A 17,304-nucleotide genomic window follows, 5' to 3' on the forward strand; every position below is an offset into this window, starting at 1 on the left:
ATTGGTCACTCATCAGATGATTTTTGTTGATGACCATAAATGATCGGCTTAGTGTAATGATCAATCATTGGGGTTGCCATATTTAACAGTAAAACAGAAAAACCGACCGCTTCAGGGTAGCCACCAAATGTGCGAATGATTACAATCATAAAGCCAATCGAAAAACCATAAATTAAGCGACCTTTAGGTGTTGTTGCGGCTGACACAGGATCAGTGGCGATAAAAAAGGCACCTAACATAGTGGCTCCACTAGAGAGATGAAACCAGAGTGGCATATAGAGTTGACTGTCAAAAGATGATAATAAAAAGCTGGTAATTAAAATGCCACTGAGTACTGCTGCTGGAATATGCCAACGAATGACTTTAGCAAAAAGCAAGTATATGCCGCCAACTAAAAAGCCAGCATTAACCCATTGCCAACCGGTCAAATTTTCTTGAAAGTAAGGTTTACTTAAAATTTCGGTAGTCATAAATCCTTGTGTCATTTCTGTTTTGCTAAAGTCCAGAGGCGTTGCCATCGTAAAGCCGTCGGCAATTTGTCTAAAAGTATTAGCCGTTAGATGGTTGCTTGTTTCAGAAAATAAAATAATTTCCAAAGAGTCGATAAAACCTGGTACTTGTAGAGCAAGTTCGCGCGAAGGTAACCAGACCGTCATTTCATATGGAAAAGAAATTAGTAATAGTACATATCCAACCATTGCAGGATTAAAGGGATTAAAACCAAGCCCGCCATAAAGTTGTTTTGCAAAAATTATGGCGAACCAGCAACCCACCATGCTCATCCAAAATGGTAATGTAGGAGGTAGTGAAAGTCCTAACAATAATCCAGTTAACAAAGCCGTGTTATCCGTTAATGTCAGACGCGGTGGCCGTTTGCGCAGTCGTAGTACAAAGTACTCTGCACTTAAGCAAAAAAAGCTACATAGAAAAACATTGATCAGTACACCAAATCCAAAAAAATAAATTTGAATTATTGCGCCAGGAATTAAACCAAAGCAGACCAATTTCATTATCTGGCTAGTTGATAATGCGTCATGAAAAAAAGGAGATGACAGTTTCATTGTAGCTTTTTATTCCCTACGAATTTTATTTTTCTGTTAGATTATCTGATTGACTTTCAGATGTTTGTTGAACACTTTTTTTCTTTTTGACGCGTGCTAATGCTTCATTAATTGCCGCTTTTTTATTATCAAGGGAATCATCATTTAGTGTCACTTTTTTTCTGGCTTCGGCAGCTTTTGCATGTTTATTTGCACGTTCAGCTTTAGCTCTCGCTAGACGCATTTCGCGAAATTCAAATCGTTGTTTGGCTTTATCTGACGCAATCTGTTTTTGCTCATTATGCTGAATAACCGATTTAGCATAACGATAATATTGCACTAGTGGTATTTCACTTGGACATACATAAGCGCACGCCCCACACTCAATGCAATCACTTAACCCTTGGTTTTGCAAGTTATCCCATTGATCGCTTTGACTAAACCAATAGAGTTGTTGAGGAAGTAAATTGACAGGGCAAACTTTCTCACATTCACTACACCTTATACATTCCTGATGTGGTATTGACTCGGTTAACCAGCGCTGTGTATTGGGCGAGTCATGATTGAATATGAGACAGTTGGTTGATTTGCTTACAGGTAAATCAAATCGATAAAAACTTTGCCCCATTAATGGGCCACCCATAATGATTCGAGACAAACTTGAACGATCAATCTCGAATTGTTCGATGAGTTCATCAATTGTTGTGCCAAATGGAATCCAATAATTGCCAGGACGACTAATAAGGCTGCCCGTAATTGTAACCAGTCGGCGAACAAGCGGTAGTCCTTGAATAACTGCTTGGTAAATGGCATATAAAGTTGCAATGTTTTGTACAACTAAACCAAGTGTTGCAGGTAATTTTCCTTTAGGCACTTGTTTGCCGGTGACCAGCTCAATTGTTTGTTTTTCTCCACCACTTGGATACTTAGTTGGCGCGACACAAATTTCTAAGGATATCTGGGTTGTATTAAAGTTTTTGGCATCTAGAATGGCATGTTGTAGCGCAGCAATTGCTTCAGGTTTATTATCTTCAATAGCTATGACGATTGATTGCGCAGCGAGTATTCTGGCACTGATGAGAGCACCTATAATAATCTTCTCTGCATGTTCCTGCATTAAGCGATCATCACAGGTGATATAAGGTTCACATTCCATCGCGTTAACAATTAGTGTCTCTATAGGGTTTGCTGATAATTTTATATGTGTAGGGAAGGTGGCGCCGCCTAGTCCAACTATTCCCGCATCCTCAATACGTTGTCGCAAAAGTATTGCCGATGCATGCTTCCAGTCTAGTGGGGTAAATTGAATTGACGAGTCAGATTGGTCTGGTCTAATTTTCAGTTCAATGGCTGTTTGTGGTAGCCCTGAAGGATGTCCCAAATAAAACTGGCCAATTGATTTTACAATGCCAGTAGCAGGTGCATGAATATGTGCACCGATGCCATTGCCATGTTCAATTAATAACTGTCCTTCTGCAACTTGTTCATTGACTGCGACCAGAATTTGTCCTGGATTACCAATACTCTGCTTAATTGGAAGAATAAGTCGATCCGGCAGTTTAATTTTTTCAATGGCTGACTGATTAGAAATGGTTTTATATTCTTCGGGATGAATGCCCCCATGAAATTCTCCCGGCGCACGCTTGGTAAACTCATTAAATATTATGTTTGTTTTTTCCTCTGTGTGACTCATAAAAACACCTTAATCATGAGAGTATTTTGACAGGGATATTTTGTGAATTAGCGACTTTTGTCTGTGGTTCGGGTTTTGGCCAATGCCAGTCATCTGTCGTTACCTCCAACTCGACCATATCAATGCAGTCTACCGGGCATGGTGCAACACATAAGTCACATCCAGTACATTCCACCTCAATGACTGTGTGCATTAATTTAGCTGCGCCTACAATTGCATCAACTGGACAAGCTTGAATGCATTTTGTGCAGCCAATACATTCATCTTCACGAATTACTGCAACTCTTGGTCTTAAGGTTTCACCGCAGCTTTCATCGAGATCGATAATGTCAACATCAAGTAATTCAGCCAATGCCTTAATTCCAGCTTCACCACCGGGTGGGCAACGATTGATGGCTTCTCCGTTAGCTATTGCTTCAGCATAGGGTTTGCAACCTGGGTAACCGCATTGGCCGCATTGCGTCTGTGGTAATATGGCATTGATTTGTTCAACAATTGGATCGCCCTCAACCTTGAATTTGATAGAAGCAAATCCTAATAAACCGCCACATAAAAATGCGAAAATGACGAGCGTACCTGTGGCAATCAATAATTCTAGCATCAGAATTTTACCAATCCAGCAAATCCCATAAATGCCAAAGACATTAATCCCGCAGTAATCAGTGCAATAGATGCGCCTTGAAATGGCTTAGGCACATCTGCTACAGCGATGCGCTCACGTATGGCTGCAAAAAGTATTAAAACAAGTGAAAAACCTACCGCCGCGCCAAAACCAAAAATAATTGATTGTAAAAAATTATGGTTTTGGTTGACGTTTAGTAAAGCAACACCCAACACTGCACAGTTAGTTGTGATTAGCGGTAAAAATATTCCTAACAGTCGGTAGAGCAGTGGACTGGTTTTGTGAATAACCATTTCAGTAAATTGTACAACAACTGCAATACTGAGAATGAATGAGAGTATTTGTAAATACTCTAGATTCAGTGGTTGTAAAATATAAGTATTGATCAAATAACTGGCAACAGAAGCAAGCGTTAGCACAAAAGTTGTTGCTGCTGCCATACCTGCGGCAGTTTCAACCCGACTAGATACCCCCATAAAAGGGCATAAGCCAAGAAATCGGGTTAATACGAAGTTATTGACTAGAACAGTACTAATGAGCAATAGAACAATTTCAGAAATCATGTTTTACCACTTAATTGAGTTCTCGTTAGCTGTTAATGCTGATTTAGTTTTGACTAAGTTGGCGATTTTTCTTTCAACGATTGATCTTTTCTTGCTTCGATAAAATATCGGATTGCGAGCAGCGTGGCAAAGATAATACCCCACACCAGCAGTAATAATGTCAACCCTTCATAAATTGCGCCAACCCCATCCACTTCTGCATTTAAGATGGTATTTAGCACCATCGGCGCATAAGAGTCGGCGTCACGCACCTGTTGGGGGGTAAATGCCCCTGTAGCAAGTAAACTGACAAATCCCGCACGCAAAGCAAACGGCGCTTTGCGCATTTTCAAGTCAACTAAAAATAATAAAATTAAGCCTAGCACAATATAAGCAATCCAGGCTTGTGGATATAAATCGAAACTTTGCATATTTAGTGTATCTTCTCGTATCTTCCAACCTTTGAACGGTTTACTTTACTCGCATTCCTGGTTGAGCGCCTTCATCGGGATTCAAGATCCATAAATCTTTACCACCCGGACCCGCTGCCAATACCATTCCTTCAGATTCACCAAATCGCATTTTACGTGGCTTGAGATTTGCCACCATTACGGTCAGTTTTCCTTCGAGATCTTCGGGTAAATAGGCCGATTTAATGCCTGCAAATACTTGCTTGGTAACACCATCAAGATCCAGTTGAAGTTTAAGGAGCTTTTCGGCACCTTCAACATGCTCTGCTTTAATAATTTTGACGATACGTAAGTCGACTTTATCAAAATCGGCAAATTCTATTTCAGGCTTGAGTGGATCGGTTAATTGTACTTCGCTGACCGGTGCATTTTCTGCAATTGAATCTTCAACGATTGCATCTAGCTGCTTTCGCTCAATTCGCTGCACCATTGGTTTAAAGCGATTGATCCTGTGTTTTTCGAGTAATCTTTCGGTATCTCGCCATCTTAAGGGAGCAATGTTGAGAAAGTCTTCAACTTGTGCTGCAATTTTAGGAATGGCGGGTTTTAAATAAATGGTTAAAATTTTAAATAAGTTAATTGCAATAGTACAAATTTCTTGAACTTGCTGACTGCTGGCTTCGTCTTTAATTTTAACCCAGGGTTCTTCTTTATCAACATACTGGTTGGCTTTGTCGGTTAATGCCATAATTTCTCGTACAGCTTGACCATATTGCTTATCTTCGTAAAGCTGAGCAATTTTTTCGGCGGCATTTTGAAATTCAGCAATTAGCGGATGAATTGTTGATAGTGCTGCTAGCTTTCCATCGAAAGATTTACTGATAAAGCCTGCCGAGCGGCTTGCAAGATTGATATATTTGCCCACCAAATCTGAATTGACTCGCGCGATAAAATCGTCGAAGTTTAAATCAAAATCATCAATACGATTGGTGAGTTTGGCCATAAAATAGTAGCGTAAATATTCAGGCTTTAAATGGTTTAAGTAGGTTCGCGCTTTAATAAAAGTCCCTTTGGATTTAGACATCTTTTTACCATCAACAGTTAAAAATCCGTGAGCATGAACTTTAGTTGGTTTTCTAAATCCGCTACCATCTAGCATTGCTGGCCAAAAGAGCGTGTGAAAGTAAACAATATCTTTACCAATAAAATGATGTAGTTCGGTATCATTATTGACTTGCCAGAATTCATTAAAATTAAGTCCGTTTCGTTTATCGCACAAGTTTTTAAAACTCGACATGTAACCGATTGGCGCGTCTACCCAAACATAAAAATATTTGTCAGGTGCATCAGGAATTTCAAATCCAAAATAAGGAGCATCTCGCGAGATATCCCATTCTTGCAAACCGGCATTAAACCATTCGTCCAGTTTATTGGCGATTTGTTCTTGTACATGACCATCGCGAGTCCAGGCTTTAAGCATGTCTTCAAAGTCAGTCAGTTTGAAAAAGAAATGTTCTGAATTTTTTATAACTGGAGTTGCACCAGATACTGCCGACTTGGGATTGACGAGTTCGGTTGGACTGTAAGTTGCGCTGCAATTATCGCAGTTATCACCGTATTGGTCAGAAGAACCACACTTTGGGCATTCTCCTTTGACAAATCTATCGGGCAAAAACATTTGCTTTTCAGGATCGAAGAGTTGACTGATCTCTCGCTTGGCAATATGTCCAGCCTCATTTAGCTTACGATAAATATGTTCGCACATCATTTTGTTTTCTTCGCTATGTGTGGAATGATAGTTATCGTAGTTAACCAGAAAGTCTTCGAAGTCTTTCATGTGCTCTTCGCGTGTGGCTGCAATAAATTCTTCGGGTGAAATACCTTCTTTTTGAGCTCGCAGCATAATCGGTGTACCGTGAGTGTCATCAGCGCAAACACCTATACACTCATGTCCTCTCGACTTTTGAAATCGCATCCAGATATCGGTCTGAATATGTTCTAATAGGTGACCTAAATGGATTGAACCATTGGCGTAAGGGAGGGCACTGGTGACTAATATGCGTCGTTTATTAGTTGAATGTGTCGAACTCACTGGTTATATACTCTATTTTGTAAGGGTTAATACCAAAGGATTTAGTTGATGCAACTATACCGTTTTTTTAAGGTGCTTTCATCATAAATTCCTGTGAAGTCCTTACAAATTAAGCAAGTATTTCTGGCAATGATTCGGTTATAATCCGTTAAAATTTGCAAACCGATCGATGGAGCCTTATGTTAGACGAACAAGCAATAATCGAAGTAATTGGTGATAGTGTTTTCGGCTGTCTGCCAGAAGATTTCGATTTAGCACCTCATGTCAGAGAAACTACTGTTGTTGGTGATGATGTTAAACTGGAGTTAGTGTTGCCTTTTCCGGCAAATGGAATCAAACAGTTGCTTGCTGAAGAAATAGAGGCGGCAATATTACGAGCTTGGCCACAAACCAAGAGTGTTGCGGTATCGATTAAGCACCGAATTCGTGCCTACGAGACAAAAGCTGGTGTTGCACCTTTGGCCAGAGTCAAAAACATTATTGCTGTCGCTTCGGGTAAAGGTGGAGTAGGTAAGTCTGCAACGAGTATTAATCTGGCTTTGGCACTTAAAGAAGAGGGCGCCTCTGTTGGCATTTTGGATGCCGACATTTATGGTCCAAGTGTGCCCATAATGCTCGGTATCCCTAACGAGCGCCCTGTTTCCGAAGATAAAAAGACAATTTTACCATTACGGGCACATGGTATTGGTGCAATGTCAATTGGCTTTTTGGTTGAGGAAAAGCAAGCTATGGTATGGCGTGGTCCGATGGCTTCATCTGCCTTCCAACAAATTATTCGCGATACTCGCTGGGGTGATATTGACTACTTAATTGTTGATCTACCCCCTGGAACGGGCGATATCCAGCTTACAATGGCTCAAAAGATACCGGTAACTGGCGCTGTTATTGTTACAACTCCGCAAGATTTGGCCTTGGCTGATGCCAAAAAAGCCGTCAGTATGTTTGGCAAAGTTAAAATACCCGTATTGGGTGTAGTTGAGAATATGTCGACTCATATTTGTAGCCAATGCGGCCATCAAGAGGCGATATTTGGTGAAGGGGGCGGAAAGTTTCTATCTGTCGATTATGAAATCCCATTATTGGGACAACTGCCTCTGGCGATGACGATTCGAGAGCATTTAGATGATGGCAATCCATCGGTATCTGCTGAACCAGAAAGCCAAATAAGTTTAACTTATCGTTCAATCGCTAGGAATCTGGCGGCAACAATGAGTCAAACATTAGGACAGGACTTTTCTAAAACTGCAGATAGTATTTCGATAAAGACTTGGTCTCCGACTACTTGACACAAATTAGCTGAGTAAACCACTGAATTGTCTGGTTTAACTGAATTTCTCAGCAAGAAACGTAGAAAAATGACATTTAATGGTGAATTATAAACCCGTTAAATGTAACATTATGGGTTTGAAGTAGTTTATTTGTTGAGAAGATTAAATGAGTATTAAATCAGACAAGTGGATGCGCCGAATGGCGGCTGAAGGCATGATTAGTCCTTTTGAATCTGGCCAGGTTCGGGAATTAAACGGCAATAAAATCATTTCTTATGGTACCTCAAGCTATGGCTACGATGTGCGTTGCTCTGATGAATTTAAAATTTTTACTAACGTACATTCTGCTGTGGTTGATCCGAAAAATTTTGACGAAAACAGTTTTGTTGATGTTAAATCAAATGTGTGTATTATTCCGCCAAATTCCTTTGCACTTGCCAGAACGGTTGAATACTTTAGAATTCCGCGAAATGTGTTAACAGTCTGTCTTGGTAAGTCAACTTATGCTCGCTGTGGTATTATCGTTAATGTGACACCGCTTGAACCCGAATGGGAAGGGCACGTTACTCTGGAATTTTCAAATACAACGCCGCTTCCTGCTAAAATTTATGCTAATGAAGGCGTTGCGCAAATGTTGTTTTTTGAATCTGATGAAATTTGTGATACTTCTTATGCTGATAGGAGAGGTAAATATCAAGGACAAACTGGCGTTACCTTACCTAAAACATAGTCATAATGAAGAATACAATTCTTTTAATGAAGAAGCATTCTGCGGGTAGTTCTTTTTCTAGTTACATCAATTCGCTTTTTTAAGCGGTCAAAATTAAGTCAATTTTTCAAGCTCAATCAAAATTGAGTGGTTAGCTTCTAGCCACTCATCACTCTTTTTTCATTTAAAGAATTCTAAAATTCAATAGGTTATTGCCATATGTATTGATCAAGCTTTTGTCAGTTGCTTGTCAATTTAAATTATTTATTGTTATGGCGGACAAAACAGAATATCAACATAATTATTGAGTATTTTTGCATCATTATTTGAACCGAGTAAGCTTACCTAAGCAGAAGAGAACTTAAAACTGTAAAAATGTTGTGTTAGATTGGCAATTATTATCGTAAATTTAAATAATGTTCTTATCTGTATTTATCAAGATATTAGTCCTGCTTGAATAAGTTGGGATATCAAGATTGAGTAACGAAATTATCAATTATTTGAGGTTGATTGAATTTAATGAATATGAATGAAGCCATACCGGACTTGAATTTTTTTACTGTTGTTGATTGGATTGCACTTTATTGGTTTATTTTATGTTGGATTGGTTACACTTCTTTTGCCAATTATCGACTGAATCGTTCAACTAATCTTGCGCAAAGTCTAACAGAGTTGCGCGGCTTATGGATGAAATCTATGATTCAGCGAGATATGCGAATTCCCGATACGACGTCACTGGGAATTCTTCAAAGAACGGTCACCTTTTTTGCATCTACAACTATATTTATTCTTGCGGGATTATTAGCGGTATTAGGCGCTTCAGATAAAGCAGTAAAACTGGCACAAGCAATACCTTTTGTTGCTGAACATAGTCAGTCTGCCTGGGAAATGAAAGTATTGTTTATGGTATTTATTTTTATTTATGCATTTTTCAAATTTTCATGGTCAGTACGTCAATATAACTTTGCATTGGTAATGTTTGGTGCTGCGCCAGAGCAAAACTCTACTGATACCGATGACTATGTGCTTTGTTCAAATGAATTATTAACTTCTGCGAATAAGTCATTTAACTATGGATTGCGTGCTTATACCTTTTCAATGGCAGCAATAACCTGGTTTGTACATCCAATATTATTTATTGCAACGACAGCATGGGTCGTTGGTGTTTTATATCGAAGAGAATTCTATTCACGCACTTTAGCTGCCATGCAATCAGCCATTAGAATTTTAAAAAAGCAAGACTGATTAATGTCTTAATCTAAGTGCATTAAGCACAACGATAAGTGAACTGGCAGCCATACCAATGGCTGCCAGCCAGGCTGGGACTAATCCTGCGATAGCAAATGGAATAGCAATAAAGTTATATAAGATTGCCCATGATATGTTTTGTCGTATGACTTGATTTAATCGTCTTGCAACTTTAATGGATTCACTTATCACACTTAAATCTTGACTAGCCAAGACTGCATTTGATGCCGTTTTGGATAGATGTGATGCGGCACCTAAAGTGACTCCAACCTCGGCCTGGCTCAGTGCGCCAATATCATTGACACCATCACCAATCATCATTATTTGCTCATGCTTTTGTTGCGCGGCTTGAATATGTTGTAATTTTTTTTCTGGTGAGGTATTGGCAATAAAATGCGAAAAACCAAGTTGATTAGCAATTTGTTTGCAAGCCAGGGTAGAGTCTCCACTCATAATACTGGCATTGACTTTAAGTTTTTTAAGTTGCTTGACTATATTTTTTGCGCTTAAGTTACTTTGGTCACTCACTAGAAAGGTGGCCAAATGCTGTTGAGGAGTGCACAAATAAACAGGTATACAAGTTTGATTTTTTAAATATTTTTCGGGAATACTGTTTAATTGTAAATGAGTATTTTGGCAAACGAATTCCCGCTTGCCAATTCGAAAAAGCTGTCCGTGAATTTGGCCCTCAATACCACCAGAAATAATTTCCTTTAATGCCGTAGTTGGTAAGGGGCTTAATGAGTTATTTTTAAATGCATGAGCTATTGGATGATTTGAAATTGACTCAAGTGTCGCAGCAATTTGTAAGCAGTCAATATCATTGTCTTGGTTGTAATTGATCGTGTTTACTAATGACATACGGCCGAGTGTTAACGTACCTGTTTTATCAAAAAAGATATGCGAAATTTTTGCTAGATTGGCTAAAGTATATTTGTCTTTTATCATTAATCCACGATCAGTTAAGCGGGCGATAGCTGCTGCTACTGCCGCGGGTGTTGCTAATGAAAGTGCACAAGGACAACTGACGACTAAAAGTGATAACACAATCGGAAAGACTTTTTGTGGAGCAATTATCCACCAAGCAATCCCTGATAAGGTGCATAAAATCAGTAATCCAATAATGTACCAGTTAGCCACTTTGTCAGCTAAGGTAACTTCACGTGAAGTTAAGTGTTCAGAATTATGTTGTAGCTGAACCAGTTTTTGTACACGGCAGTTTTGCAGCTCTGTTGTTGCTTGCATAACAAAGCTACCGCCATTATTGGTCGAGCCACTATATAAAGGCTCGTGGTAACCTTTAATAATCGGTAAAAACTCACCCGTTATGACAGATTCATTAATCTCGACTTCTTGTTCCAGGTTGATACCATCAATGGGAATAATTGCACCGCTATTAATTATTAATTTATCACCAGCTTGTACCTTATTGGTTGCAATGATTTCCGTTTCTCCTTTTTTTGTTTGACGGATGACAGAAAGTGGAATTAAGCGTTTGAAGTTTTGTTGTTTTAAGATCGCTTTCAAGCGCATTTTGTGTTCAAGAAATCGGCCAATTAACAAGAAGAAAATAAACATTACCGCTGAGTCAAAATAAAAAACATTTGCATGAGCGATTAAAGAGTAAACACTGGCACTGTAACTGGCAATAATTGCAATTGAAACTGGTAAATTCATACCAAAATGAAAATGTTTTAACGAATTCCATGCACTTTTGAAAAAAGGAAAAGCGGAATAAAATACTACTGGTGTTGCCATTAATCCGCTGACGGCGTGTAAAAAATAGGCATGTTCGGGAGACATATCTTGAAAGTCACCAACATAAATACCAGTGGCATACATCATCACCTGCATCATGCCAATTCCAGCAACGATTAAGCGTCTCACATAGGCGCGATCTTCCTGTTGGATTTGTTTTTCTTGTTGATCTTCAGTAAACGGAAAAGCGCGGTAACCTAGATCACGAATGTTTTTTAAAATTGGACTGATAGGGGTATCTTTGTTAAAACGTAATCTTGCGCGGCTGGTTGTTGTGTTGACCTGAATATCGACAACATCATTTCTTTTGTTAATTTGGTTTTTAATTAGCCAGCTACAAGCCGCACAGGTGATACCGTCAATACCTAATTCGATTTCCTGATAATTATTTTCTGTATTGGAAACAACTTCTTGCAGTATTTCTGGATTATCTAAGGATTCCAATTCAAGAATTTCTTCGGGTAAAATTTCTTCAGGTCTGACGTTTCGTTCGGTTCTGAATTGATAAAATTTTTCTAAGCCATTTTCAATAATTGTTTCAGCAATCGCCAGACAGCCGGGACAACAAAAACTTCTTTGTTCACCGAGTATGGTCGATTTGAATTCGCTATTCTTCGGTACCTTTAAATCACAATGAAAGCAAAGGTTACTCATTTAGTATTCGCTCGCTGAAACAATTTTTATCTGGTTAACTTGACTAAATTTTGTAGTATTTAATACAGGAAGTTATAAAGTTTTAACCGTTTGGCTTTGCATTAATGGTAATTGACCGACTTTCTGGGTAATGCCAACGAGATTTTAATAGCCACTGATTTTTATCGTCGCTGATTCTTACATGCCAATATGCTTTTGGAAGGTTAGGTATTTGCGCAATAAATTCATTATCACCTAATTTTTCAAGGCTAACTGCCTGATCCAGGTTTGCTTGAGTAGGGTGAGAGAATATCAATTGTAAACTTTGTATATTTGAGTGATTACCAGTTAATTTTAAAGTAATAAGTTGACTGCTTTGATCGGTTGTAATATTCGCTGATAGATTCAATGTTTTTGCTTTTTGCAGCTTTTCAATTGATTGATTGATGGCTAAGCCTTCCTTGAAGTAATCGTCTTTTACCATACTGTGTGGATCAGTTGCTGCAAGCTGATAAGTAATTATGCCTGCAACAACACTAATTAACGGGAGAGAAATAATGAACCAAGGCCATGTTTCTTTGTACCAGGGAGTAGGCGTTTTTTCTGTCATTGGTTTTTCTCTCACATTAAAAAGTTTTCAAGATTAATTTAGTTAGGACCAAGGAACTTGCCTTTGGCCTTAAAAGTATAAGGTTCTTCACCTGTTTTACTGATTTCAAAATAGATATCATTACTACGCTTAGGTATACGATCTTGTGAGGTACTGATTCTCAACGGAACCGTTAATACTTCACCTTCCGGTATAGTAAACTCGGTTTCACCCTGAATAGATAAACCTTCAAGTCCAAGCACTTTGAGTTGATATTTATTGGTATGTTGAGACATATTTAAAATTCTTAATTGGAATATGTTCTCAATGCTACCATCGAATGATTCGGTATAAAGATTATTTCGGTCGCGTATAACATTAACATCCAGCGGTACACGCGTAGCTATTAGGTATACGAACAAACTGACTAAAGTAATAAATAAGATCGAATAAACAAATGTTCTGGGCCGTAGAATTTGTGTTTTTTGACCTTCTTCTTCGTGCTCTGTAGTGTACTTGATAAGTCCTTTTGGATATCCCATTTGCTCCATGACATTATCACAAACATCAACACATGCCGCGCAGGCAATACATTCATACTGTAAGCCGTCTCGAATATCGATGCCGGTTGGACACACATGTACGCATTGATAGCAGTCTATACAATCTCCCAAACCTTGTAGCTGATAGTCATCTGAGTCTTTTTTACGCTTACCGCGTTTTTCCCCACGTTCTTTATCATAGGAGATGATCAGAGTGTCTTTATCAAACATTACGCTCTGAAAACGTGCATATGGACACATATGAATACAGACCTGCTCTCGCAGCCGGCCGGCATTGCCGTATGTGGCTAGGGCATAAAAACCTATCCAGAATGTTTCCCAAGGACCCAATGTAAAAGCAAGCATTCCATCCCACAATTCTCGAATCGGAGAAAAGTAACCTACAAAGGTGTATCCCGTAAATAACGCAAATACAACCCAAAAACTATGCTTAAGCGTTTTACGAGTAATTTTTTCTGCATTCCAAGGCATCTTATCAAGCTTCATTCGCTTGTTTCGATTACCTTCAAAAAACTCCTCCATCCAGATGAAAGTTTCTGTCCAGACAGTTTGTGGACAAGCATAACCACACCAGATGCGTCCAGCAAATGCAGTAAAGAGAAACAGACCTAACGCACAAATAATCAATAGTAGCGCAAGATAAATGAAGTCTTGAGGCCAAAATGTAATGTTAAAGAAATGAAACTTTCGTGCCGGTAAATCTAATAATATTGCCTGGCGAGAGTTCCATTGAATCCAAGGTGTAAAGTAATAGATCCCCAATAAGAAAAACACCGATAAAACGCGTATTTTTGCAAATATTCCGTGAACTTGGCGGGGATAAATCTTTTCACGCTTTGCATATAAATCTTTTACTACAATCGGTTCGCCTTTTGGTGGTTGTGACTTATCGCCACGCACTGGCTTGGCCTGAACTTTTGACATTCCATTCTCTCAATGAAGTTAACCGAAGTATCTGTCGATACTTCGGTGTCGATGAAATAAACTGATTTACTTGTTAGATAGACTATAAACGTAGGCGGTAACTAAATGAGCTTTGGCTTCACCTAGAATATCGGCGTGTGCAGGCATTTCTCCGGTTCTGCCTTCACGAATTGTTTTTGCAATTTCTGTTGCTGCTCCGCTATGTAACCAAATGTTGTCGGTTAAATTAGGTGCGCCAAGTGCGATATTGCCTTTACCATCCATGCCATGGCAAACAAAGCACTGAGTTTGGAAAGTTGCTTTACCTGCTGCAGCTTTAGTTTCATCAACTTTATTATTTGATAAACTTCCAACATATTGTACTAGCTCATCAATTTGTTGCGCAGTAAGCATACTACCAAAAGGAGGCATCGCGCCCATGCGGCCATTCACAATGCTGTGTTTAATTTGATCAGGTGCTCCTCCCCATAACCAGTCTTTGTCGGTCAGGTTTGGATAGCCGGGGTTACCACGAGCATCTGAACCATGACAGCCAAAACAGGTATTCATAAAGATACGTTTACCCATTTCTGTTGCTTGTTTAATTTTTGCTAATTCAACAATTGGTGTATTCGAATATTTATCAAATAGTGGTTGATAGCTAGCTTTAGCTTCCGCAATTTCTTGCTCAAGCTGATTTTCCTGAGTCCAGTTTAATACACCTTCAAATTTTCCTAAACCCGGATATAAAACTAAATAAACTACTGAAAAAACTAATGTGATATAGAATAAATATAACCACCAGCGAGGCAGGGGATTGTTATATTCTTCAATACCATCATATACATGACCTGTTGTCTCGCCGTCCTGGGTTTCTGACTCTTTTACAGTACGAGTCCAATGCAGCAGTGCCCAACAGCCAAAAATATTCACTGCTACTATTATAATAATCCACCAATTCCAAAATTCAGTCATGGTCTTCTACCTTAGATTCTGCTTGGTTTAACTTGTTTGAGCGCTCATCCCCATCTTTAAAGACGAGATTGGCTGCATCTTCATAGCGGCGCTTGTTTTTCTTACTATATACCTGATAAATCAGCACTATAAATAAGATAAACAGCGCCAGTGTTATCAAACTTCTGATTAAGTTGATATCCACACGGATTACCTTTTATCTTTTAAGGCAAGTCCAAGCGATTGCAAATAAGCAATTATTGCTTCTAATTCAGTTTTGCCTTCGACGCTTGCACTGGCTGTTGCGATATCTTCATCGGTATAAGGAACACCCATAAAGCGGAATGCTTCGAGCTTTTTGGGCGTCAGCTTTTCATCGATAATTTTATGCTCTAACCAAGGGAAAGCTGGCATGTTCGATTGTGGAACAACATCACGAGGATTTAACAAATGAACACGATGCCACTCATCACTATATCGTCCACCAACACGTGCCAGATCGGGGCCGGTTCGTTTTGAACCCCATAAAAATGGATGTTCCCAGACATGCTCACCCGCAACAGAGTAGTGGCCATATCGCTCTGTTTCTGAACGAAATGGACGAATCATTTGCGAATGGCAAGTATGACATCCTTCGCGAATATAGACGTCTCTACCTTCGAGCTGCAGAGCTGTATAGGGTTTCATACCTTCAACGGGCTTCGTCGTATCGTCCAAGAAAAAGAGTGGAACAATCTCCGCCAAGCCACCAAAACTGACAACTATAATTATCAGAATTCCCATTAAGCCTATATTCTTTTCAATCGCTTCATGTTTACTCATGCATAGGCCTCCCGCATTTTACCTTCACCTGAATCAGCTGGTACCGTTTCTTTATCAGGGCCAGCTTTAATCGTCTTGATGACGTTATAAGCCATTATCAGCATACCGGTTAAGAATAATATTCCACCAACCAGACGTATTGCATAGTATGGATAGGTTGCTTGAACAGACTCAACAAAGCTATAAGTTAATGTACCGTCTTCGTTTACTGCACGCCACATTAGGCCCTGCATAACACCGGCAATCCACATTGATGAGATGTATAAAACAACACCAATTGTTGAAACCCAGAAGTGAACATTTATGAGATTGGTACTTACCATCTCCTTACGACCAAATAACTTTGGAATCAGATAATACATTGATCCAATCGTAATAAATGCGACCCAACCAAGTGCACCAGAATGAACGTGACCAACGGTCCAATCTGTGTAGTGAGATAACGCATTAACGGTTTTAATTGACATCATTGGTCCTTCAAAAGTTGACATTCCATAGAAAGATAATGACACGATCAAAAACTTAAGAATTGGATCTTCACGTAACTTATACCATGCACCAGATAGCGTCATCATTCCGTTGATCATACCACCCCAAGATGGAGCTAACAGAATTAAAGAGAACACCATACCAACTGACTGAGCCCAGCTTGGTAGAGCGGTATAATGTAAATGGTGTGGACCTGCCCACATATAAATAGCAATCAGTGCCCAGAAGTGAACAATTGATAATCTATAGGAATAAACCGGACGTTCTGCTTGTTTTGGAATAAAGTAATACATCATTCCAAGGAAGCCCGCGGTTAAAAAGAATCCAACTGCGTTATGTCCATACCACCATTGAACCATGGCATCAATTGCACCAGAGTAGGCTGAATATGATTTGGTTAGTGATACGGGAACCGCAGCACTGTTAACAATATGTAGTAGCGCGATTGTTAAAATAAATGCGCCATAAAACCAGTTAGCAACATATATATGAGATGTTTTACGCTTTGCGATAGTCCCAAAAAATAAAATAGCATAAGCGACCCAAACGACAGCAATCAATATATCGATTGGCCATTCTAACTCAGCATATTCTTTGGTACTGGTCATTCCCATTGGTAAAGTGATTGCCGCTAAGACAATAACCAGTTGCCATCCCCAGAAGACAAACGCCGCGAGACCGTTACTGATTAAAGGAGCTTGACAAGTTCTTTGAACGACATATAAAGAAGTGCCTATTAGTGCCGATCCACCAAATGCGAAAACAACTGCGTTGGTGTGGAGTGGACGTAAACGTCCATAGGTTAAATATTCAATACCATAGGTTAAGTCGGGCCAGTATAGTTGTGCAGCGATAATCACACCTACCAGCATTCCCACGATACCCCAAGCGACAGTCATTATTGAGAACTGTCTGACCACAAGATAATTGTAGGTCGGAGATTGATTTTCAGACATTGTTCATCCCATT

At 39.3% G+C, this 17,304-nt stretch carries 16 protein-coding genes; 3 read left to right on the forward strand and 13 right to left on the reverse strand.

Features of this window, described 5'->3' with window-relative positions:
- Positions 1–5 precede the first annotated feature (5 nt).
- The 6 genes from rsxD to metG are packed head-to-tail and all read right to left on the reverse strand — an operon-like array spanning position 6 to position 6,399.
- Positions 6–1,061 (reverse strand): electron transport complex subunit RsxD, encoded by a 1,056-nt coding sequence (rsxD, locus tag ABVT42_RS01785; protein ID WP_353873381.1) that lies wholly within the window; start codon positions 1,059–1,061, stop codon positions 6–8.
- A gap of 25 nt (positions 1,062–1,086) precedes the next feature.
- On the reverse strand, positions 1,087–2,733 hold the full coding sequence (gene rsxC, locus ABVT42_RS01790; protein ID WP_353873382.1) for an electron transport complex subunit RsxC: 1,647 nt from the start codon (positions 2,731–2,733) through the stop codon (positions 1,087–1,089).
- Positions 2,734–2,746: 13 nt separating this feature from the next.
- Positions 2,747–3,334 carry an electron transport complex subunit RsxB gene (gene rsxB / locus ABVT42_RS01795; RefSeq protein WP_353873383.1) on the reverse strand — a complete coding sequence of 196 codons (588 nt, stop codon included), beginning with the start codon at positions 3,332–3,334 and terminating at the stop codon, positions 2,747–2,749.
- Entirely contained in the window at positions 3,334–3,915 is a 582-nt protein-coding gene (gene rsxA / locus ABVT42_RS01800) for an electron transport complex subunit RsxA (RefSeq protein ID WP_353873460.1), read from the reverse strand. The genes rsxB and rsxA overlap by 1 nt, the downstream gene beginning before the upstream one ends.
- Before the next feature lie 56 nt (positions 3,916–3,971).
- The gene (locus tag ABVT42_RS01805; protein WP_353873384.1) at positions 3,972–4,328 is read right to left on the reverse strand and encodes a hypothetical protein; all 357 of its coding nucleotides are present in this window, start codon (positions 4,326–4,328) and stop codon (positions 3,972–3,974) included.
- A 40-nt stretch (positions 4,329–4,368) separates the two neighbouring features.
- Positions 4,369–6,399, reverse strand: coding sequence for a methionine--tRNA ligase (gene metG, locus ABVT42_RS01810; RefSeq protein WP_353873385.1), 2,031 nt, complete (start codon positions 6,397–6,399; stop codon positions 4,369–4,371).
- A gap of 179 nt (positions 6,400–6,578) precedes the next feature.
- Between metG and apbC the strand changes: the two genes are divergently transcribed.
- The 3 genes from apbC (at position 6,579) to ABVT42_RS01825 (ending at position 9,621) form a co-directional block, all read left to right on the forward strand.
- Positions 6,579–7,685 carry an iron-sulfur cluster carrier protein ApbC gene (gene apbC / locus ABVT42_RS01815; RefSeq protein WP_353873386.1) on the forward strand — a complete coding sequence of 369 codons (1,107 nt, stop codon included), beginning with the start codon at positions 6,579–6,581 and terminating at the stop codon, positions 7,683–7,685.
- A gap of 148 nt (positions 7,686–7,833) precedes the next feature.
- A complete protein-coding gene (gene dcd / locus ABVT42_RS01820; RefSeq protein ID WP_353873387.1) occupies positions 7,834–8,397 on the forward strand; it encodes a dCTP deaminase in 564 nt (187 codons plus the stop codon).
- A 498-nt stretch (positions 8,398–8,895) separates the two neighbouring features.
- Positions 8,896–9,621 (forward strand): DUF599 domain-containing protein, encoded by a 726-nt coding sequence (locus tag ABVT42_RS01825; protein ID WP_353873388.1) that lies wholly within the window; start codon positions 8,896–8,898, stop codon positions 9,619–9,621.
- Here the strand turns inward: ABVT42_RS01825 and ABVT42_RS01830 are convergent, their stop codons facing one another.
- From ABVT42_RS01830 to ccoN, 7 genes are all read right to left on the reverse strand, one after another.
- Positions 9,622–12,036: a heavy metal translocating P-type ATPase gene (locus ABVT42_RS01830; RefSeq protein WP_353873389.1), complete on the reverse strand. Its 2,415-nt coding sequence runs from the start codon at positions 12,034–12,036 to the stop codon at positions 9,622–9,624.
- 82 nt (positions 12,037–12,118) lie between these two features.
- Positions 12,119–12,625 (reverse strand): FixH family protein, encoded by a 507-nt coding sequence (locus ABVT42_RS01835; protein ID WP_353873390.1) that lies wholly within the window; start codon positions 12,623–12,625, stop codon positions 12,119–12,121.
- 38 nt (positions 12,626–12,663) lie between these two features.
- A complete protein-coding gene (gene ccoG / locus ABVT42_RS01840; protein ID WP_353873391.1) occupies positions 12,664–14,091 on the reverse strand; it encodes a cytochrome c oxidase accessory protein CcoG in 1,428 nt (475 codons plus the stop codon).
- A 66-nt stretch (positions 14,092–14,157) separates the two neighbouring features.
- Entirely contained in the window at positions 14,158–15,045 is an 888-nt protein-coding gene (gene ccoP, locus ABVT42_RS01845; RefSeq protein ID WP_353873392.1) for a cytochrome-c oxidase, cbb3-type subunit III, read from the reverse strand.
- The gene (locus tag ABVT42_RS01850; protein ID WP_353873393.1) at positions 15,038–15,229 is read right to left on the reverse strand and encodes a cbb3-type cytochrome oxidase subunit 3; all 192 of its coding nucleotides are present in this window, start codon (positions 15,227–15,229) and stop codon (positions 15,038–15,040) included. The genes ccoP and ABVT42_RS01850 overlap by 8 nt, the downstream gene beginning before the upstream one ends.
- A 5-nt stretch (positions 15,230–15,234) precedes the next feature.
- On the reverse strand, positions 15,235–15,846 hold the full coding sequence (gene ccoO, locus ABVT42_RS01855) for a cytochrome-c oxidase, cbb3-type subunit II (protein WP_353873394.1): 612 nt from the start codon (positions 15,844–15,846) through the stop codon (positions 15,235–15,237).
- Positions 15,843–17,291, reverse strand: coding sequence for a cytochrome-c oxidase, cbb3-type subunit I (ccoN, locus tag ABVT42_RS01860; RefSeq protein ID WP_353873395.1), 1,449 nt, complete (start codon positions 17,289–17,291; stop codon positions 15,843–15,845). The genes ccoO and ccoN overlap by 4 nt, the downstream gene beginning before the upstream one ends.
- Positions 17,292–17,304 lie beyond the last annotated feature (13 nt).

It is taken from the genome of Aliikangiella maris, assembly GCF_040719265.1.
GTDB classification, from domain to species: domain Bacteria; phylum Pseudomonadota; class Gammaproteobacteria; order Enterobacterales; family Kangiellaceae; genus Aliikangiella; species Aliikangiella maris.